Source organism: Paludibacter jiangxiensis (assembly GCF_001618385.1).
Classification (GTDB): Bacteria; Bacteroidota; Bacteroidia; order Bacteroidales; family Paludibacteraceae; genus Microbacter; species Microbacter jiangxiensis.
The window spans coordinates 210,806-234,388 of sequence record NZ_BDCR01000002.1 but is presented as its reverse complement, the minus strand read 5'-3'; the positions used below and the strand labels follow the sequence as shown (position 1 = coordinate 234,388).

Annotated in this window: 9 protein-coding genes; 8 read left to right on the top strand and 1 reads right to left on the bottom strand. The window is 43.6% G+C overall.

Annotated features, from left to right (window positions below; translation table 11 throughout):
* Positions 1 to 4: 4 nt before the first annotated feature.
* From sov to PJIAN_RS06065, 5 genes are all read left to right on the top strand, one after another.
* A complete protein-coding gene (gene sov, locus PJIAN_RS06090) occupies positions 5 to 7,447 on the top strand; it encodes a T9SS outer membrane translocon Sov/SprA (RefSeq protein ID WP_236714381.1) in 7,443 nt (2,480 codons plus the stop codon).
* A gap of 300 nt (positions 7,448 to 7,747) precedes the next feature.
* A complete protein-coding gene (locus tag PJIAN_RS06085; RefSeq protein WP_068703088.1) occupies positions 7,748 to 15,130 on the top strand; it encodes a PKD domain-containing protein in 7,383 nt (2,460 codons plus the stop codon).
* On the top strand, positions 15,111 to 16,046 hold the full coding sequence (locus tag PJIAN_RS06080; protein ID WP_068703086.1) for a PorP/SprF family type IX secretion system membrane protein: 936 nt from the start codon (positions 15,111 to 15,113) through the stop codon (positions 16,044 to 16,046). Before PJIAN_RS06085 ends, PJIAN_RS06080 begins: the two co-directional genes overlap by 20 nt.
* A 443-nt stretch (positions 16,047 to 16,489) precedes the next feature.
* Entirely contained in the window at positions 16,490 to 18,691 is a 2,202-nt protein-coding gene (locus tag PJIAN_RS15015; RefSeq protein ID WP_084252296.1) for a T9SS type B sorting domain-containing protein, read from the top strand.
* A 69-nt stretch (positions 18,692 to 18,760) separates the two neighbouring features.
* Positions 18,761 to 19,663, top strand: coding sequence for a PorP/SprF family type IX secretion system membrane protein (locus PJIAN_RS06065; protein WP_084252295.1), 903 nt, complete (start codon positions 18,761 to 18,763; stop codon positions 19,661 to 19,663).
* On the opposite strand, the gene recF is transcribed toward PJIAN_RS06065, so the two are convergent.
* On the bottom strand, positions 19,660 to 20,751 hold the full coding sequence (gene recF, locus PJIAN_RS06060) for a DNA replication/repair protein RecF (RefSeq protein ID WP_068703078.1): 1,092 nt from the start codon (positions 20,749 to 20,751) through the stop codon (positions 19,660 to 19,662). The two genes, PJIAN_RS06065 and recF, sit on opposite strands and share 4 nt — an antisense overlap.
* A 143-nt stretch (positions 20,752 to 20,894) precedes the next feature.
* On the opposite strand from recF, the gene PJIAN_RS06055 reads away from it, so the two are divergent.
* From PJIAN_RS06055 to PJIAN_RS06045, 3 genes are read left to right on the top strand one after another with little or no spacing between them, the layout of a single operon-like run.
* Positions 20,895 to 21,797, top strand: coding sequence for an ABC transporter ATP-binding protein (locus PJIAN_RS06055; RefSeq protein WP_068703076.1), 903 nt, complete (start codon positions 20,895 to 20,897; stop codon positions 21,795 to 21,797).
* Between the two features lie 7 nt (positions 21,798 to 21,804).
* On the top strand, positions 21,805 to 22,161 hold the full coding sequence (locus PJIAN_RS06050) for a four helix bundle protein (RefSeq protein WP_068703233.1): 357 nt from the start codon (positions 21,805 to 21,807) through the stop codon (positions 22,159 to 22,161).
* Between the two features lie 53 nt (positions 22,162 to 22,214).
* Entirely contained in the window at positions 22,215 to 23,525 is a 1,311-nt protein-coding gene (locus PJIAN_RS06045; protein ID WP_068703074.1) for an ABC transporter permease, read from the top strand.
* Positions 23,526 to 23,583 lie beyond the last annotated feature (58 nt).

Here is a 23,583-nt window from a genome sequence, read left to right as displayed (position 1 = left end):
GACTGTGATCAAAAAAATATTACTCTTCATATTTACACTTTGTTTTATTGCCATTTCTGCGCTTCCGGTGGCCGGATTGCAACAATCAGGACAAAAAACAGAGTCTTCTGTTTCCCGTGATCATAACAACGAAAACGGGAAAGATTCTTCTTTATTATTTCCTGTGAAACCGACATCTGCAATCGGCGTAGCAGACATGGACAATCGGCGTCCGATGGACCTGAAAGACCCGGACAACGTCAAATCAACTGTTGTATATGATCCGGTAACAGGTTTATACCTGGTATACACCAAAGTCGGCTCAATGGACATTGCCACTCCTATCTCCATGACGCCTCAGGAATATCAGGACTATACCTTACGAACATCCATGCAATCGTACTGGAGACAACGCAATGATTCAGTACAAAAAACCGAGGACTCCAAGTTTGCGCTTACCGACATGAAATTCAGTCTTGGTCCGGCCGACAAACTGTTTGGCCCCGGCGGCGTTCAGGTAAAAATGCAGGGATCGGCAGAACTTGGATTCGGTGTTCGCGCCCACACGATTGACAATCCGATTTATCCGTACAGAATGCGCAGGCCGTCTCCCTCTTTCGATTTCAATGAAAAAATACAGCTGAATGTAAACGGGAAAGTCGGTGATAAAGTCAATCTTAACCTCAATTACAATACAGAATCATCTTTCGATTTCGATCAGAAAATGATCAAGTTAGGGTACACGGGCAAAGAAGACGAAATTGTAAAAAAAATTGAAGCCGGAAATGTAAGCCTTCCTCTCAACAGTTCCCTTATTACCGGAAGTTCTGCCCTGTTCGGGATTAAAACGGAATTACAATTCGGCAAATTAAATGTGGTCGCCGTAGCTTCTCAGCAACAGTCGCAAACCAAAACGGTAAGTTCGAAGGGTGGCGTACAAACAACAAAATTCAATATTGCTGCCGACAAATACGATGCCAACAGGCATTTCTTCCTGTCCCAGTACTTTCGCAACAACTTCGACAAATGGATGAACAATCTGCCATATGTCACATCAGGGATAACCATCAACAGGATAGAAGTTTGGGTAACAAACAAGCGAAGCGACTTTACTCAGGCCAGAAACATTGTTGCTTTCTCCGATCTGGGAGAAACGACAAACCTTTCGAACCCGCACTGGACAACCTCCGGCACTAAATATCCGTCAAACTCAACGAACACTCTGTACGGAGAAGTAACCGCACTTTCCGGGATCCGCGACATCCAAAACTCCAACACTATTTTAGATGCTACTTACGGATCAATGGGAATTGTGGGAAGCCGCGATTACGAAAAAATTGAAAGTGCCCGCAAGCTGGACGCATCAGAATATACCATTAACAAGAGCCTTGGATACGTCTCTTTGCGCAATGCCCTTAATGCAGATGAAGTTCTGGCTGTTGCTTATGAATATACGGCAGGAGGCAAAACATATCAGGTTGGTGAATTCTCTTCCGACCCGATTGAAGCACCTAAAGCGCTCATGGTGAAATTGATTAAAAACACCAACCTGTCACCGGCTGTTCCTCTCTGGAAGTTGATGATGAAAAACGTTTACAACGTAGGCGCATCTCAAATGCAAAAAGAGAAGTTCAAACTGAACGTGATGTATGAGAGCGATTCCACCGGCATCAATGTTTCTTACATCAACGAAGGCATCATAAAGGGTCAACAACTGACACGAGTATTAAACTTAGACAACCTCGATTCGAAGAACGAAGCGCATCCGGATGGCAACTTCGATTATGTGGAAGGATACACTGCAGTTTCGGATGGCGGGAGAATTATTTTCCCTGTAGTAGAGCCCTTCGGCAGTTATCTTGCAACCAAAATAGGGAACCCTGTGATTGCCAAAAAATATGTTTATCAGGAGCTATACGACTCTACCCTTACAACGGCTCAACAATACAGTTCCAAGAACAAATTCAGGCTGGTAGGAGAATACAAGGGCACTTCCGGTTCTCAAATACAGCTGAATGCCATGAACATCCCGAGAGGATCGGTAGTGGTGACCGCCGGAGGCAAAACACTGGTTGAAAATCAGGATTACACTGTTGACTATATGATGGGAACGGTAGACATTATCAACCAGAGCATCCTTGCATCCGGTACCAATGTCAATGTGAAGCTGGAAAATCAATCGATGTTTGACCTGCAACGCAAAACCCTTATCGGAACGCATCTGGAATACGCTTTCAGCAAAGATTTCTCCATCGGAGGAACTATTATGCACCTGTCCGAGTTGCCACTTACTCAGAAAGTGGCTTACGGAAGCGACCCTATTTCAAATACAATTTGGGGTCTGAACACTTCGTACAGAACAGAGTCTTTATGGCTGACAAACCTGCTGAATAAAATCCCATTGCTCAACCTGACAAAACCGTCATACCTGAGTGTAAATGCTGAATTTGCACAACTTATTGCCGGACATCCCAATTCAGTTTCCAAAAAAGGAGAGGTGTTTATAGACGACTTTGAAGGCACCAAAACAGACATAGAACTGGCTTATCCCTATAACTGGTTCCTTGCCAGCACACCTCTTGATTTGTCTTCTTCTGCGTTATTTCCGGAAGCGACTCTAAACAACAATGTAAACTACGGCAAAAACAGAGCGATGATGAGTTGGTTTGTGGTTGACCAAACCGTATTTTCAGGAAATTCCTCATTGACACCTGACTATATCAGAAACAACAAAGATTTACAATCCAACAACTTAACCCGACAGGTTCTTGAACAGGAAATTTTCCCCAACAGAGAATCATTGTATGGAACAACGTCTTATTTGCCGGTACTGAACATATCGTACTACCCTACCGAACGCGGGCCTTACAACGTTGACGTAATGCCAACCAGTTACAGCAAAGGTATTGACGCCAACGGTAAACTGAAAGACCCCAAAAGCCGGTGGGGCGGGATAATGCGAAAGTTGGAAACGACTGATTTTGAATCATCCAACATCGAATATATAGACTTCTGGATGATGGATCCATTCGTAAACGACACGCTGAGTAAAAGTACGGGCGGTGACCTTTATTTCAACCTTGGAGATCTTTCGGAAGACATACTTAAAGACGGCAAAAAATTCTTTGAGAACGGTCTTTCTGCTCTTGGAGACACCACCAATACTACAAGAACCGTTTGGGGGCGCGTTCCTACTTTGCAATCGACGGTTCTGGCATTTGACAACAGTTCTAGCGCCCGTCAGTATCAGGATGTGGGACTTGATGGTTTGACGACAACGAGTGAGTTTTCGTTCCCTACATACAAAAATTACGTTGACCAGTTGAAAACCGTTGTTTCGGCTGCAACGTTACGCCAGTGGCAAAACGATCCATTCTCCCCGATAAACGACCCCGCAGGAGATAACTATCGAAGTTATCGAAATCCGGCATACAATGCCAGTCAAACCACGGTATTAAACCGATACAAGCATTATAACGGCACGGAAGGAAACTCAACAGATGACGGCACAACCACCAACTACTCTTCGGCGGCTACTTCATTACCCGACGTAGAGGATTTGAACCAGGACAATACGTTGAATCAGTATGAAAATTACTATCAGTATAAAGTATCTCTCCGTCGTGGAGACTTACAGGTAGGCAGCAATTATCTTGTGGATAAAATAACGCCAACTGTAACGCTGAAAAATGGAAAACAGACCAAAGTAAGCTGGTTCCATTTCAAAATTCCTATCCGTGACTATCAGAAAAAAATAGGCTCCATCAGCGACTTCAAGTCCATCCGCTTCATGAGGATGTTCCTGAAGAATTTCGAAGATTCGACCTTCCTGCGCTTTGGAACATTGAATCTGGTAAAAGGCGACTGGAGAACCTATACTCAAAAACTATACACTTCGGGCAGTACTCCTGCTGTCTCAGGAGATCTTGACGTGGGAGCCGTAAACATAGAAGAAGATGCTAATCGCGTGCCTGTAAACTACGTATTACCTCCGGGTGTGACCCGACAAGTTGACCCAAGCCAGCCACAGATTCGTCAGGAAAATGAGCAATCAGTCACCCTGAAAGTTAACAATCTGGCAACAAATGATGCACGCGCCATCTACAAAAACACCAATTTTGATATGCGTCAGTACAAGCGCATTCATATGTTTGCCCACGCTCAAAAGGTGTCGGACGACAACTCTAACCTGAAAGATTACGAACTGACAGCGTTTATCAGGTTGGGATCTGACTTCACGAACAACTATTACGAATATGAAATTCCGCTGAAACTTACGGATGCAGGGCATTATCAGCAAAGCAGCGATAAAGATCGCGCTACGGTTTGGCCTTCCGACAATGAGTTTGACATTGCGCTGAAGGTATTGACCAACCTGAAAAAACAAAGAAATGCCGAAAGGGGGACCAATGCTGGTATAACATTAACAACCCCTTATTCGTATTACGATCCCTCCAATCCGAAGAACAAAGTAACGGTTCTTGGAAATCCGAGCCTTGCAGATGTTCAGTCTGTGATGATTGGTATCAGGAATAACAGTCGTGCCGTAAAGAACGGAGAAGTCTGGTTTGATGAATTTAGCCTCAACGATTTTGAAGAAGGTGGAGGCTGGGCCGGAACGGCAAACGCATCAGTTGCCCTCTCTGATCTGGGAATGATCAACGCGTCAGGGAAGTTCGTCACAGCCGGATTTGGAAGTATAGAACAAAATATTCTTGGCCGAAGTCTGGACAATGAGTATCAATACAATATATCCACCACCGTTCAACTGGGCAAGTTCTTCCCGGAAAAAGCGAAGGTGAATATTCCGGTATTCTTCTCTACGTCAAACGAAATTATACGACCGAAATACAATCCGCTGGATGGCGACATTTTGTTGTCTGACGCTTTGAAATCAGCGATTTCGAAGGCTCAGCGTGACTCTATCTTATCATTTGCCCAAACCCGGCATACCACAACGAGCTTTAACATCACGAATGCCAGAGTTGACATAAGAAGTAAAACGCCTCAGTTGTACGACCCGGCCAACTTCTCATTTTCATACGCTTACAATCATTCCAGCGATAAAAGTCCTGATGTGATTTACAGTTATTCGAACGATTACCGAGGGGCATTCAGCTATATATACAACACGATGCCAAAACCGTGGGAACCATTCAAAAATGTGAAAGCCCTGAGGTCGCCTCTATTAAAGCTAATCAGCGAATTTAATATCAATCTCATTCCGAGCCAGATTGCGTACAACACCAGCATTACCCGTACCTATTCTCAAACTCAGACACGGGACTATGACGTAATCAATGCCGGAGGAGTACAAGACAAGAGAGATTTGTTGACGTTTAGCCGTGATTTCCTTTGGGACAGGAGGTTTGACGTAAAACTCGACCTGACAAGAGGTTTGTCATTTACATTCTCATCCAGCACAAATTCGCGCATCGACGAGCCATATGTTCCGGTTGACAAGAACCTCTTCCCCGACGAATACAAAGTTTGGAAAGACTCGATCAAACATAGCCTTGCGAACCTTGGACGTCCGTTGTTATACCAACAGATGTTCACGGCAAACTACACGCTCCCAATCAACAAATTGCCCTATCTGGACTTCACAACTGCGCGAATTCAGTACACGGCAAACTATGACTGGCAAACCGGTGTAACAACGGCATCCAAGCTGAATGTCGGAAACACGATCAGCAGTACAGCACAAACACAGTCTGACGCTCAGTTTAATTTTGAGATGCTTTACAACAAGATTAAGTTTCTGAGCGATATCAACAAGAAGTTCAGCTCCAATAACAGGGCGCAACAATTTCGGCCCCGATCTTTCAGGCAAAACATAACCATCGAAAAAGACAAGCCTTTAAAGCTGACGCACCGGTTAAATTCGACCAAGTTCACTATAACGGCGATGGACAGTCTGGGGAAACCCGTCAACCTGAAATACAAACTGGTAGACGCAAACACAATTGAAATAGCTCCACTGACTAAACGTGTAAACGCCAGCGTCAATATCAGTACGCAAAATCCAAATGATGCCGGAGTTTCCCGTCAATTGGTTGATTATGCTGTGCGTACTTTAATGATGATACGCAGAGGGAGCATCTCTTACCGGTACAGCCAGAACCTGACATTGCCTGGTTTTGCGGGTACAAGCAAATGGTTCGGCCAGTCTACACTAATGGGAAGCACAGCGCCCGGCGTTGACTTCAGCCTCGGCTTCTTTGACAAAAGTTTTGTCTCTAAAGCTCTGGATAGAGGATGGCTAATCTCGAATGACACCGTAATCAACCCGGCCACGTTTGCAACCACCAAAGACTTTGAAGCGCGCTTAAATCTTGAACCGCTTCCGGGACTCAAAATCGACCTTGCCCAGAAATGGTTCCAGGCCGGACAAACGTCGATGGAATTCATGTATAAAGGAATGCCAACTACTTATACCGGCAGTTTCCACATGAGCTACATCGCCATTGGAACATTCTTCAAGAGCAGCGGCAACGCGACTAATGGTTTCAGCTCCGAAATCTATCGGAAATTCAAATCCAACAGAGCTGAAGTTGCCCGTTTGATTGAGCAGAAATATGCCGGACAACGTTATCCTAATTCCGGCTTTATGGAAGGAAATGTATTAGCCGGAGCCACTTACGATTCGAAAAACGGGAGTGTCAATCCGAATTCGGCAGATGTTTTGATTCCTGCATTTCTTGCGGCATACGGAGGCCATTCTGTTTCGGGCAATAAGTTGGGACTGTTCCCTTCGCTTTTACAGTCGCTCCCGAACTGGCGCATTTCATTCGACGGACTATCAACGATTCCAATCGTAGCCAAATACCTGAAATCGTTAACATTAAATCACGCATACAACTGTGATTACACAATTGCAGCATACACTTCATATTCCAACTGGGCAAGCAACGGCAGCATGGGTTTCATTAAAGATGTCACCACCGGCAATCCGATTCCTTCTTCGCAATACAATATCGGGTCGGTAACCCTTACAGAAGCCTTCATGCCTTTGATTGGTGTAGATGCAGCTCTAAAGAACAGCTTATCTACACGCCTGATGTATAACACACAGCGCAATCTCAGCCTCAATATTACCAGTGCACAGATCATGGAAATACTGAGTAAAGAATGGGTTGTTGGCTTCGGCTATATGATTAAGGACTTCAACCTGATTTTGAAAATGAAGAATAAGCAATCGAAAGTAAAGAACGATCTGACCCTGCGATGCGATTTTTCAGTACGTGACACCAAGAGCCTGATGCGCAACATTGAAAGCGACAACGTTCAGCCTACGGATGGCGGCACAACAACGACCATCAAAGTGTCAGGCGATTACGTATTCAGTTCCATGATCAATATCAAGCTTTACTACGACCGCAACATGAGCAACCCTCTTATATCAACGTCCTATCCGATGTCAACCACCAACTTCGGTGTTACTTTCAAGTTCTTGCTGACAAGATAACGATTGGTGTTCAACCCATATAAAAATCCGCACTCAGATTTGATTGCGGATTTTTTATTTCATCTGACCGGAGTATACTTCAATACCTCTTCCATATCTTAATATTTTCATAACCAAATAAAACAAAAATAAAATTGTAACTTTGCTTTTTCTTTCATAAAAGCTACGCTAACCGACTATATAAAAGCTGAAAGACTATTTCTGCTTGATAGTGTAGATCCCACAAAAAAGAAGTTTTTTTGCGAGCAAAAATTCTTCATTTTATGAATTTAGCATTACAATTAAAACGTATTATTTCAGATGAAATCCCCGGCCAGACTCATTTATCTTGTACTCTGTATCTTCCTCTACAGCACACTCACGCAAGCAATAAACAGGGTATCATCATCCGGGAAATCTTTCAAACAAAAGCAAACACAGACCAGCAAAAGCTCTGCGCAAACAACAGCATTATCGGCGAGCATATCTGCTAACTCAAATTCGGTCTGTCAAAACGGGGTATCGCCTGTAATTACGTTCTCAGGGACAGGAGGTGGGGCACCCTACACTTTCACATACACCATCAACACTGGGGCTGACTTAACGATTACAACATCCGGCACAGAAACAGTAACCCTGAATGTACCAACATCTACTCCAGGCATATCCACTTATACCCTCAAGAAAGTTACCGACAAAGACAATAATCCTGTGGATATAAGTTCGCAAGCTGTTACTGTAAACGTATATGCAAACCCAACTGTGGATTTCGCTTTTACGGATAATCAATGTACCGGAAATGGGGTTCTGTTCACTCCCTCGGCACCAGGAACCGGCTCTTATAAGTACTCTTGGAATTTTGGTGATGGCTCAACTTCTTCGGAATCAAATCCCTCTCATACCTTTATGGCATTCGGAAGTTACACTCAAAATTTCGATGTTAAATTAACGGTAACGGACAATGGAACAACCTGCAGTCAAATATCTACTAAAACAATATCTGTAAATAAAATACCAGATGCCAGTCTTACATCAGATAAAACATCAACAACATTTAATGGCATTCAGACTTTCAAAACGTGTAGTAATTCAACTACAGAAATTACATTTACTAACCTTTCCACAACGCCAGCAATTAACTCCACTTATGAGATAATATGGGGGGATGGTTCTGCTCCCTTATCTCAAAACGCAGCCTGGAGCACCGTAAAACACACTTATCCAGCTGGTTTATGGAATTTAACCTATAAAATCACCGGATCAAATGGTTGTATCGCAATTCAGAAATATATTGTCTTTGTAGGCTCTAATCCGGCGGTTTCACTAGGAAACCCTGGGAATACAGACATTTGTATAACGAGTCCTTTAACTTTCCCTATTACCGGAACAGAAAATAACCCACCAGGTACCACCTATACTGTTACATTTAATGACGGTTCTTCTCCTGAGGTATTCAATCATCCAGCACCATCTCAGGTAACACACACTTTCTTGAAATCGTCCTGTGGAACATCAAGCTCTGACGGTTCTACGACATATTCTGATTCATTTTATGCTAAAATTGTAGCTACCAATCCCTGTGGAACATCTGCTGTAAGTGTCGTACCCATATATATTTCTACTCCGCCAAAAGCCAACTACACGCTCCCGTCGACACAAACTTGCATTAACACACCTATTTGTCTCTCAAACAACTCTACGGATGGTTCACAAGCAAGCTCTAATGGATGTAGCGGGCCAAAAGTCATCTGGAGTATTACACCTTCTGACGGAGTCGTTTTAAATAGTGGTTCCCTAGGTAATGACAGAGGCTCTGACAACACAAACACATGGACATCAGGAAGCTTTTCCATATGCCCCGTTTTTACCATTGCAGGAACATATACAATTACATTAAAAGAAGGTAGTAACTGTGGCATCGATCAAAAGACACAAACCATCTGTGTTGAACCAACCCCAACAAAACCCACATTTGATGTAGATAAAACAACCGGCTGCTCTCCGTTAACCAGCAAAGTGACTAATACGATTACCAGTAATACATGCAGCACACCTACTTACTTATGGAAAATTTCATATACTCCGGGATTCGGAGGAACCTATCCTGCCCAGTACACTTACAATAGTCTGACTGTTGCGACTCCAACATTTACATTTACTACACCGGGAACTTATCGTTTATCGCTTACCGTAACAAGTGCATGCGGCAGCATAACTTCCGATACCAAAGAGATTATTGTAAAAGGGGTGCCCAGTGTTTCTATCAGTCCTATTGCAAGTATCTGTGGTCCGGGGTCAGTAACTCCATCCATTTATACATTAGAAAAAGGGACTCCCGACACGGATCAACCAACTTACAACTGGACTTTCCCGGGCGGAACACCTGCCACGTCAACCCAGTCAAATCCAGGGGCTATTGCCTATAACAACTCAGGGACTGTCTCTTTGTCGGTAACTAATGAATGTGGAACATCGGCAACATCCACACAAACGGTTACCGTAAAACCGGTTCCAAAGATCAACAATACAGATTTGTCGCAGACTACCTGTTCCGGTCAACCGACAACCGCTGTTACTTTAATACCTGATATTCCAGGAACGACCTTCAAATGGAGCGCTACCATCAATAACAATCTAAAGAATTACATTACCAACGGTACGGCAAGCGCTATCCCAATTCAGACAATCACTAACGTAAGTACGAACCCACAAACGCTAAGCTACACCATTACGCCTTCTTTGGGTGGTTGCGATGGCACTCCTGTAACTTATACAATCACGGTGAACCCCGGACCTTCAATCAGCGATCAGCCGAAATCAGGCAAGGCATGTATCGGAGATACCCCGGCGGCACTTAGCGTAACGGCAAGCAACTTTACCGGCACTCCTGCTTATCAATGGTACAGCAACACGAGCAGTAGTAACAGTGGAGGCACAGAACTTACAGAAGAGAAGTCATCAACTTTTAATCCTCCGGGAACACCTGCGGGGACAAAATTCTACTATTGTAAGATTAGTTTTGAGGGAGGATGCTCTGAATTAGCTACAATCCCAGCTGCCGTGACGATTTACGACAAAGTATCCATCGTATTGCAACCCAAAGACTCTAAACCACTATGTGTTGATGGAATCATCACTACCCCTCTATCGGTTAGTGTCACCGGCGGCGACGGTTTTTATTCGTATCAATGGCATTCCACCCCGGAATCTACCCCGGGAACATTGGCTACCGGTTCGACTTACACACCTCCACCATCTACCATACCGGACACCTATTCCTATTACGTAATTGTACAATCGGAAGGTAGCGGATGTGCCCCGGTAACAAGTAACACCGCAAATGTTAAAGTGGTAGACAAGCCCACTATCACCACTCAACCTAAAGCTAGCCAAACACTCTGCAAGAAAGCAACACCAGACCCACTCACTGTGGTTGCCAATGGAGGCATTAATGTATTTGCTTATCAATGGTATAAATGCACAACCAATGTCATTGGATCAGGTACTCCGATTGACGGAGCAACATCAAGCACTTACAATCCGGCTACCTCAGCCGTCGGTACGTTATACTATTATTGCCTGGTTACTCAGCCGGATGGCGCCGGCTGCTATGTCACCAGCGATATAGCAACCGTCATCGTGAATGAAGCTGCGGAGATTATTGAACAACCACAATCGAGCGAAGTATGTATGAACGGGATTGCGACACCTCTTTCCGTTAAGTATCAAAACGGAGTGGGCACTCCAACTTATAAATGGTACTCCACAAACGCAGACGGGACAAGCTCGGCCTCAATTGACTATGCGACAACCGACAGTTACATACCACCTACCAATGAAGTTGGTACCAAGTATTATTACTGCCAAATAGATTTACCCTCGGGTGGATGCTCTACATTAAAATCGACAACAGCCACAGTGGTAGTGAATGCTATACCTACAATTGACAAGCAACCGATTCCAGAGCAAAAAATTTGCGTGGGAGGATCAAGCCAGCCTCTTACGGCAACATATACAGGAGGTGCCGGTACCGCATCTTACCAATGGTATGAAAATTCCACTGAATCAAACAGTGGCGGCACTGCAATTCCGGGAGCAACAGGTGCTTCTTATACTCCGTCGCCATTTACTTCTGCCGGCACAAAATATTACTATGTAGCAATAAAACTGTCGGGCAACAATTGCGGATCTATGACAAGCGATCTTGCAAAAATGATTATTGTTGACGACCCCACAATCACCACACAGCCTTTGACCCCGCAAACGGTGTGTCAAAACGGGAATCCGACAGCATTACAGGTTGAAGCCAAAGATGGCATCGGCGCGTTTTATTACCAATGGTACAGCAACACAACAGACAACACCTCTTCGGGAAGCAGCATCACTGGCGCTACCGATGCGACATATATGCCTCCTTCCGCAGCCACCGGCATCACGTATTATTACTGCAAAATCACACAAGACGGAGTGGGATGTGACGCTACCAGCAACACCGCAGTTGTAACCGTAAAGAAGAAAGCTTCATTTACAGATGAGCCTAAACAAGCCACTTATTGCATTGGCGAAACGGCAGCCGACCTCACCGTTGCTTATCAGGACGGGGCAGGTACTCCTGATTACCAGTGGTATAGTACTATAAACAATGACAACACCTCCGGCACGGCAATTCCGGGAGCTACCGATAGCAAATACAAGCCCGCCACGAATGCCCCCGGAACCGTTTACTATTATTGCACAATAACATTCACTATAGACGGATGTTCAAATCTCGTATCGAAACCAGCTCAAATTACGGTAAACCCCAAAGCTGTCATTGCAACAAAAGCAGCACTGATTTGCAGTGGCACTAGCTTCACAGTTTCTCCGGAAGACAAGTCTCCCGACATAGTTCCTACAGGCACTACCTATATGTGGACAAATCCGGTTATTTCTCCTTCGGGAGCAATTACAGGCACTTCAGCGCAAGCCGCTCCTCAGACAATAATCAGCCAACTGCTGACAAACACAGGGACTACACCGGCCACGGCAACATATACCGTCACACCGACATCCGGCTCATGTACCGGAAATCCGTTCTCTATCGTCGTAACCGTCAATCCATCCATCAAGGTGGTTGCCGACATCAGCCACTGCACCTGTTATGGCAGTAATAACGGTGCAATAAACTGCACTATTTCGGGAGGTGTTCCTTTCTCATCAGGTTCTCCCCAAAACATTGCATGGACTGGCCCTGATGGATTTACCGCGACCACAACCAACATTTCAAACCTGAAACCGGGAACATATTCTCTTGTTGTAAGCGATAACAGCCCATGCCAGTTTGCAAACACTTATACGATCACAGAGCCGGACGACATTGTGATTTCTACCGATAGTAAAAAAGACATTACCTGCCATGGTGCTCACAATGGATCTGTTTCCATCTCTTTGAAAGGAGGAACTCTGCCCTACTCTTTCGTCTGGATAAAAGACGGAATTTCTTATGCCACCTCCGAAGATATATCCAATTTGTCTCCTGGAAAATACGAAGTGACTGTCAGTGACGCAAACCATTGTGGTCCCAAAACAATGTCATATAAAATTGAAGAACCGACAGAGTTAACAGTCACTCTTGTAAGTCAAACAAATATTTTATGTTATGGTTCTGCTACCGGAGCCGTTTCGGTAACTGCCACCGGTGGAACTCCAATAAAAACATCTCCGGGAGTATTAGGGTACAATTATTTATGGTCGGGACCTGACGGCTATACAAGCACCAACCAAAACATCACAGATCTTAAAGCCGGTCATTATACGCTGAACGTTACAGATCAAAATGGCTGCATTGCCATATTGGAGAGGGATCTCACCCAAAATCCGGATATTGTTATAGAAGCAGCCACAACACCAGTTACTTGTTATGGCGCCGATAATGCATCTATCAAACTGACCATTTCGGGCGGAACAGCACCCTACAAAACAGCATGGAGTAATCTTGCGACAGGTACTGCACAGGATAATTTATCTCCCGGCGACTATATTATTACAGTCACTGATGCTAATAACTGTCAAAAAAGCGCTACTGTCACCATTGCTCCGCCTCCCGTTTTCACGATAGTGCCGGTTGTCAAAAACGTATCCTGCTATGGAGCGAACGACGGAAGCATCAAGTTGAATATCAAAGGCAAGCCTATCTCCGTTGTATGGAGTGACGGTTCGACAGCCGGAAACGAGCGAAACAATCTGAAACCCGGTACCTACTCGGTAAAAATCAGTGACGGTTCACCCTGTATCATCGACAAAACCTTTATCATCACGGAACCACAACCCTTATTGGTTGTCGGCCATGTGACTGACGCCCTCGATTGTTCGACTGTCAACAGCGGGTCCATAGCATTAACCGTCTCCGGAGGAACCACGCCCTACAACTTTATCTGGTCGAATAATGCTTCGACGCAAGACATTACAAACATTCAGGCCGGAAATTATAATGTGATCGTTTCAGACGCAAACAATTGCAACTTAACCAAACAATTTACCGTAATGCGACCTGATCCGATTAATATTTCAATTAATGCTGCTTACGACTACAATTGTACTGAACATCATCTTTATCAGGTTTTCACCGCCAAAACATCAGGAGGTATTCCTCCATATCAAATTACCTGGTCGAGCGGATCGCCAGACGCTACAGGAACTTCAGTCACCACCGATCAATCGGGGTTGATATCGGTCACCGTAAAAGATAGCCGGGGTTGCAGCGCAAATGTCTCTACCTCGTCAGTTATTCCTGAACTTGGTATTTCTTACAAACTAATCGATTGCAACAAGAAATCTTATCAGTTTGACGCTTTAATCGTCAATGAAGCCACCGAAAATTATAGTTACTTATGGAAGTTCGGAGACGGATCTACTGCAACTACCCAATCAGTACAACATCAATTCTCGTCTGCAGGAATATATAACGTACAATTAACCGTGACGGGAAAGTCATGTACCAATATCTACTCCAAAGCAATCATGGTAGAGGCAATTCCGACACTTACAATAGCACCGGAACCAAAGCTCTGCAAGGGCGATTCCATAACAATTCAAGCCAGCGGTGCTGACATTTTCAAATGGAATGACGGTTCTGTATCGGACTCACTCGTCATCAGACGAGATGGCGACTACAGCGTAAAAGGCATGACGACAGCCGGATGCTACAACACTCTTGCATTCACTGCAACGTATTATCCATCTCATGAATATCCGATACTAAGCGATAAAAATAACGTAACACTTAAAGACCCGACAATCAACCTGTGGAGTGACGACCACCCGGCACTGTATTATCTGTGGAATTTTGGTGACAGCTCCAGTGCAGGTGGTTGGAAGCAAACGCACACGTACAACATTGCCAAAGATGGATATTATGACATTCTGCTGAATACAACTGACATGTATGGTTGTAAATCGACGACAAGCAAACGGGTATGGATTATCAACGATACCGATCTGAATACCTTTACTCCGAATAACGACGGCTACAACGATATATTCCTGAAAGGCTGGCACATAAAAGTGTACAACAGAAATGGAGTATTGGTTTACGAAGGCAACAATGGCTGGGACGGAACTTACAAGGGAAAACTAGTATCTCCGGATACCTATTTTTATATTGTCTATTACATGTCAGCAAACGGCACAAAAACAAAAGAAGGCTATGTCACAGTGGTTAGATAAAAAAACAATCATCGCATATCTGGTGATCAGCCTGACTTTGATAAGTACAACCTCACGGTTACAGGCTCAGTCAAACATTCGACTGACAGATTTTTGGAACAACTTATACTCCATCAATCCGGCGTATTTATCAAACAAATATCTCAGTACATTAAGCTTATCAACGAGAAAACAGTGGTTAGGTTTTCCGGGAGCACCCACTACCTATATGGCAACCGGCACTATCGTGCTTGACAAACTCAATACACAATTCGGCATAAAAGCTTACCAGGACATAATCGGATACACGAACAGTTCATCCGTCTCTGTATCATACACCTATGCAGTCAACATCAACGAAGACTGGAGGTTACATCTTGGCATTGCAGCTTCATTTCAGAGTCTTTGGTACGATATGGACAAAATCAGGGTTGAGTACCAAACCGATCCAATGCTTTATGAGAAATTGGCCAATTCACACCACTACAATGCCGATCTGGGGGCTGAACTTGCCAGTAAATCGTTAAGAATCGGAATCTCCACACAGAATATCTTCTCAATGTTCCGAAATAATAATCAGGACATTGCCAGTTCTAATTTCATTTACGCCACTTACAGAAACTTCACAGAAGACAGTCGGATAGATCTTGGAGGTGGTATTTGCGGAATCAGAAACCACAATCTTTATCAAATGGAATTAAACGGAACTGCCTATTTCAAAACAATCGATCAGGAAGACTTATTTCAGGCCGGACTGTTTTACCGTACCCCCAATGAAATGGGAGCAACCATTGGATATAACGTCAACAAATCACTATTTCTCTCGTACAGCTACAACTATAATGTGGGTGGCATCAGCCGCAGTTCTTCCGGAACACACGAACTAATGCTTATCCTGCACATCAACAAAGACGAAGAGTGTCACACTTGCTATTGATCATGGCAGTAATACCAGCAACTCACTGAAATCAACATTCCATGCGATGTTAACAGCCAATCTCGGAGTCCCATTCAAATTTTTACGGACAAGAAAGAATTGGATTTTAGTTTGAACACATAAAGAGACTGTCTCTTTTTCTTTCGAAGCAGTTTCTTTATTTATTACCAAATAGTCCATTCAAAATCAAAAACATATATTAATTTAATTTTAATTGTTTTTCAAACGATCAAACTTGTTGACCTAAATTATATATTTAACTTTGACCTGCATTTTTTAAAATTTTTATGTTGTTTGAAATTTAACACTCTTTGTCTCTCAAGCTTATAATAACCGGGATATAAATACTTTTCAAACACCAGCAAAAACTACCAAAATCAAATTAGCTCAGGCAAATTACAAGTTGGCCAAGTTATACGACCTTCTAATCAAATCATGTGCGTATGAATCCAGTCAGAATCGTTGTTGTATTAATGTTCAATCTATATTGCATTCATAACATTTCTGCAGCCGACTCATTCAAAACTCAATTACTCAACGGAAATGCCTTCCTTCAAAGTGATTACGTAGAAGTTGCTGTGGGGCCTTGTGGCAACTTTGCCTCAACCATAGACGCCCCTAAAGGCTTTCATCCAAGAGGAAGTGGCATGAACAGCAGATCCGGACAGTTAGGTTTCGTTGCCAATCCGGCAAAAGACAACTGGATAAACTATATCGGTGATTATTTTCTTCCGGGAACACCCGAAGAAGGATTTGGCCTTTCCATTGGAGCTTACAATTACAATAACAACCAGATATGCTCAAGAAATGACATAAGTGGAAGCATAATTGCTGTTCAATCCACACTTCAGGAACAATCTGCCACCTGGCAAGGATCAATAAACGGATTAGCGATTAGAGCCAAAACATACATTCCCTCTGGTGCAATTTATTTTGTCACAAAAGTCACTCTCACCAACACTACATTATCTCCCATTGATAGTATATATTACATGCGGAATGTAGACCCGGATCAGGGCGTAAACACTCCGGGGAGTAGTTATTCCTATTATACTTACAATAGCATAATCTATCAAACACCTAACGAATGTGGAAAGGTATTGGCATCAGCCACCACAAAAAATGGTAGCGGCGAATACCTCGGGTTGGGATCCATGGATGCCAGAGCAAAGGTCACAAGAGGAGGCTTTAGCAATAGAAGCGCTAAAGAAATCTGGACATGCTCGAATTATGAATTATCTCAAAAAGGCACAAATGCTTATGAAGACAAGGCAATATCTGTTGCTTTCAGGATTGGAACCTTAAAACCCAACGAATCCACAACATTTGCATACGCTTATATACTTAATTCAGAAGACCTTGAAAAAGCATTAGTGGCTACAAATCTCGGATTAAACATCAATGCATCAAAATTATCTGTTTGCCCGGGAGATAGCGTAACCTATACCGCAGTCTCTCTTGTAAAAACAATAAGCCCGGTTTACGAATGGAAAATCAATGAAACTATTGTAGGCACAAACAGTAATACTTTCTCTACAAATTCATTAGCAAACAATGATATTCTTTCCTGCAAAATAACTGCCTCAACAGAATGCTCTCCGGTAACTACCAGTGGAACTACGGAAATAAAAATTAAAGTAGGCCAACCCAACTTTTCAACGACCCGTACATCTATATGCAGAGGTGATAGTTGTAACTTTAATGGCATAAAATATCGTTCAGCAGGGACTTATATAGCCCACATCACCAATGTTTCCGGATGCGATAGCACTGCAACACTTATCCTGTCAATCAAAGAACCGACCTCATCCACCACCAAGGTTGCAATATGCAAGGGAGAGTCGTACACTTTCAACGGGAAAACTTATAAACTTGCCGGCAATTACACAGCTCATCTGACCAATAGCGTCGGATGCGACAGCGCGGCAACACTTATTCTGACAATCAAAGAACCAACCACCTCTACAACAAAAGCCTCAATATGCCGGGGAGATACCTATAAATTTAACGGAGTCAATTATACAGCAGCCGGCACATTTATTGCACATCTCACAAATGCAGTAGGTTGCGACAGTGCTGCCGTTCTGGAATTATCTCTTCGGGAGCCATCCAGCTCAACGACTAATGCTTCATATTGCCGGGGCGATACGTATATGTTTGCCGGATTTGCCTACAATGCAGCCGGGACTTATCTTGTACATCTCACAAATTCTGTAGGGTGCGATAGCGCTGCCACATTGGTATTAAAAGAGTTACCTGTTTATTACAAAGAACAGACGCTGCGCATGTTCAAAGGAGATTCTTATAAAATTAACGGACATATATATGCCGATAACGGAGACTATACTGACACTTTCAAAACTATTGACGGATGCGACAGTGTGATTGTGTCTCACTTGTATACATCGGTCATTGCTAATACCATTTCTCCTAATGGCGATGGCGTTAATGACATCTTTCTGAAAGGACTCCACGTTAAAATATACAACCGAAACGGGTTACTGCTCCACGAAGGATATGACGGTTGGGATGGAAAGTTTAATGGAAGACCGGTTGCACGAGACACTTATTTTTATATAGTCTATTATGAATATGCAACTGAAACAAAAACAAAAGAGGGTTATGTTGTTGTCGCGAAGAAATAGCCTGCATTAAAAAAGCAATAAAACAAAGCCTCAACAAAAGCCCTTTACACTCCGGCAAAGCATCATGTCATGAAAAAAATCATACAACTCATTGTACTCATTTTTATATCATTATCCTGCATGGCACAGTCTAACATCCGACTGAACCATTATTGGGAAAATCCATATTATATCACCCCGGCTTACATCAACACGCAATATCCGGCCGTATTTAGCATGGCCGGCCGCAAACAATGGGTCACATTTGACGGAGCTCCCACCACTTTCATTGCCACTGCCAATCTTTATTCCGAAGAGATGAACTCTCAGTTTGGCGCAAAAATCTTTCAGGATCAAATCGGGTACACCTCCACCACCAATTTATCTCTGTCATACACTTATGCGGTGACTCTAAACGAGACATGGCGGCTACAACTGGGCGTAGCGGGTGTTTACCAAAGACTCTCCTACGATGCTTCAAAAATTATTCTGGATAATAATTCCGACAATGAAGCATTCAACAATCTTCAACCCGAGACATCTTTCAATACAGATATTGGGGCTGAACTTGCCAGCCGGTCATTAAGGATTGGAGTTGCCAGTCAAAATTTCGCTTCTCTGTTCAACAAAAACAATGCACTGGTGAACACCAATTTCTTATACGGGGCTTTTAGAACCTTTACAGAAAACCCTGTTGATTTTGGAGTGGGAGCTTGCGGTATCCAATACAGCCGAATGATTCAGACGGAATTCAATGCAACGGCATATTTTAAAACGATGAAAGATGAACCGGATAAATTTCAGGTGGGAGCTTTCTATCGGACTCCCGGGCAAATAGGTGCCATTGCAGGAGTGAATATCAGCAAGGCTTTGTCTGTGTTTTACAGCTACGAATACAACACGAATAGTATAAAACACCACTCTTTGGGTACCCACGAAATCATGATTGTATACAAACTGAAGAAAGGACCGGTTTGTTACTCCTGTTTCTAAAGAGTAGTAACTTCCCCGTTATCGACGAAGAAAAACTTCACTTCACAACCTGTTTCGGATAACAGATGGTCGATATGCTCGCGATTGGTGTCGGTGATAAATATCTGACCGAAAGAATCGCCGGAGACAAGAGAAAGAATACGCGAAACCCGGTTAGCATCGAGCTTATCAAATATATCGTCGAGGAGCAATATGGGAGTAAGATCGGAAGCCCGTTTAAGGAAATCGAACTGGGCAAATTTGAGCGAAACCAGAAACGACTTGTTTTGACCCTGAGACCCTACCCTCTTGATGGGATAATCACCTAAAAGCATTTCAAGGTCATCCTTGTGAGTTCCTACCGTGGTATAACCAAGAATTCGGTCACGCTCGCGCGAACGTTGCAACGACTCTTTGAAGTTTCTTTCCGCAAGCTGCGACTGGTAACGGATACTGACACGCTCGTTTTCATCCGTTATAAAATTGAAACGTGATTGAAAAATCGGGATAAACTCATCAACAAAAGCTTTCCGTGTTTCAAAAATATAGACCCCGGCTTCGGCCAGCTGTTCTTCCCAAATATCATACACCATCTCGTCGTGCATGTCACCTTTTAATAGGGTATTGCGTTGCATCAAAGCCTTATTGTAACGAATCAATTCATTCAGGTAACGCTTGTTGTACTGCGAAATTACACTGTCGATAAACCGTCTGCGCTCGTCGCTCCCCTCACTGATCAGTGCACCGTCGGCAGGTGAAATAATTACCAGAGGCAAAAAACCGATGTGATCCGAAAGCCTTTCGTACTCTTTTTTATTAAGCTTGAATTGTTTTTTTTGCCGCCGCTTCAGTCCGCAATAGACCGCCTCATCGCTGTTACCCCGTTGATAATGTCCCTGCAAGACAAAAAAATCAGCATCATGCTTCACATTCTGCATGTCGACCGGATTGGTAAAGCTCTTGCAAAACGAAAGATAGTAGATGGCATCCAGCAGATTAGTCTTTCCCATCCCATTGTTCCCAATAAAACAATTAATTTTGGACGAAAATGACAAATCGGCTTGTGTCAGGTTTTTATAATTGAGTATCGAAAGCGCTGTCAGTTGCATAAGATAAATTTGAATCCAAAATTACAAATTTTTACCGGCATAGGTAAGCATCTTTGCTACTAAAAGTAATTCGCCTATCTTTGTTCAATGTTTTCGTATATTTTTTAAGTTAAGATATTTATTTACCTCTTTTCCCTGCAAATATGTCATTTCTGGAAATTCATCATGTAACCAAAGAGTACTCAGGGTACAAAGCGCTCGATGCAGTGAGCATGAACATTGAACAACACTCTGTTTACGGACTGCTCGGGCCAAACGGTGCGGGCAAAACCACCCTGATTCGTATTATCAACTGCATCACGGCACCCGACAGCGGAGAGATTCTCCTTGACGGAAAACGCCTTCACGTCGGCGACATCAATCGTATCGGTTACCTGCCGGAGGAAAGAGGTCTCTACAAAAAGATGAAAGTGGGCGAACAAGCGCTTTATCTGGCTCAACTAAAAGGACTTTCGAAACACGATGCCATGGCCCGACTAAAAATGTGGTTCGAGAAATTCGAGATACAGGCATGGTGGAACAAAAAAGTGGAGGAGCTCTCGAAAGGAATGCAGCAGAAGGTGCAGTTCATCACCACCGTATTGCACGAACCGGAACTATTGATTTTCGACGAACCTTTCAGCGGTTTCGACCCGGTGAATGCAGATCTACTGAAACGCGAAATGCTGGCTCTCCGTGACAAAGGTGCCACCATTATCTTCTCCACTCACAACATGGAATCGGTAGAAGCGCTTTGCGACGACATTTCCCTCATCAATAAATCGCAGGTGGTACTTCAGGGCAACGTTCATGAAATCAGGGAGCAATTCCGGTCGCACATCTACAAGGTTACCATTACAGGAACCGAACATGCTGACATTGCCCGCTTACCTTTCGAGATTCTGGCCAACGAACAGAAGAACCGTAATACCGAATTGCGCATTCAATCTACCGGATTATCAGCCAACGAATGCCTGAAATCGATTATGGAAAGACATTCTATTGTGGCCTTCGAAGAATTACTACCCAGCATGAACGAAATCTTTATCAAAACTGTTAATGGTTAATGAAGATATGAAAGAGAATATCGTAAAAGACAAGAGCTTTGTTTTTGCTATAAGAATTGTAAATCTCAGGCGGTATCTTATTGAAAATAAGAAGGAATCTGTGTTATCCAAACAGTTATTACGTAGCGGAACGAGTGTTGGTGCCATGATTCGCGAAGCCGAACATGCTGAAACGAAAAATGACTTTAAACACAAAATGGCAATAGCTCAAAAAGAAATTAATGAGACCATTTATTGGTTAGAACTGTTACATGCGACCGATTATATTAGCTCCGAACAATTCAATAGCATCAATAACGATGCGATTGAACTTATCAAACTGATAACAAGCATTCTCAAAACAACCAAATCAAACCTACAGTAATGGTTTCTTATTAACCATTAAGAATTAACAATTAACCATTGATATTTAGCCTTATGAATAAAATAGGAATTATCATCCGCCGGGAATACACTACCCGTGTTGCCAAGAAGTCATTCATCATTATGACTTTCCTGTCGCCGCTCCTCTTTGCGGCGCTTATCATGGTTCCGCTCTGGCTATCGGGTATCAAGGACAACGAGAGCAAAAAAATTGCCGTTGTCGATTTTACCAACGAGTATGGCAAGGTGCTGAAATCGGACAAGCAATACGTGTTTGTGCCGGTGCAGGAACGTGTACAAAACATTGGGAACTCACAACTAAAGAAGGATTTCTACGCCGTCCTGCTGATTAAAGGAGACTTAGTCAGAGATTCCACGGCAGCCACTCTCTATTCTGAAAAACAGGTGGGGATAGAACTCGAATCGACAGTTTCGCGGCAACTGAGCGAATACGTGGAAAATAAGAAACTGGATGCTTACCATGTGGCAAATATCAAGCAAATGGTAGAAAAAGCACGTACCAAGATCGACGTAACCACCATCAAACTGGACGAGAAGGGAAACTCCAAAGTAACTTCGTCGATTGTTGCCACCATTATCGGAGGCCTCTCCACATTCCTTATCTACATGTTTATTTTCATGTACGGAGTGCAGGTGATGCGGGGCGTAGTGGAAGAAAAGACCAACCGCATCGTGGAGGTGATTATCTCTTCCGTCAAACCTTTTGAGCTGATGATGGGCAAAATCATCGGTATCGCTTTGGTGGGGCTCACGCAATTTCTGCTCTGGATAGTACTCACGCTGATTATTTCAAACATTGCCGGTTTTGCGCTCTTCGGCACCAGCATTAGCAACCTGCAGGCAGGTGCACAGCTACAAGGCGCCTCCACCAGTGGAGCTCAGCAGGCAATGATGACAGTTTTTCAGGGCTTGCAGGGAATCAATCTGGTAGAAATCGTTTCGTACTTCATCTTCTATTTTCTGGGAGGATATTTGCTCTACGCCTCACTATTTGCTGCCGTCGGCTCGGCGGTTGACAACGAAACCGACACGCAACAATTTATGATGCCCATCACCATTCCCATCCTGTTTGCCTTTTATGCTGCCATCTACAGCATCGAAAACCCCGACGGACCACTGGCATTCTGGTGCTCGCTGATACCCTTCACCTCGCCCATTGTGATGATGGTGCGCCTTCCGTTCGACGTTCCTTTATGGGAAAAACTGCTATCTGTAGGCCTGTTGGTGATTACTTTTATCGGCACCACCTGGCTGGCCGGAAAGATCTACCGCACCGGCATCCTGATGTACGGCAAAAAACCCTCGTGGAAAGAGATGTGGAAATGGCTGAGATATAAGAATTAAAAGATCAGACAAGACAGAATCGATCCGGTTTTTAACATAATAAGACCTATGTGTGAAG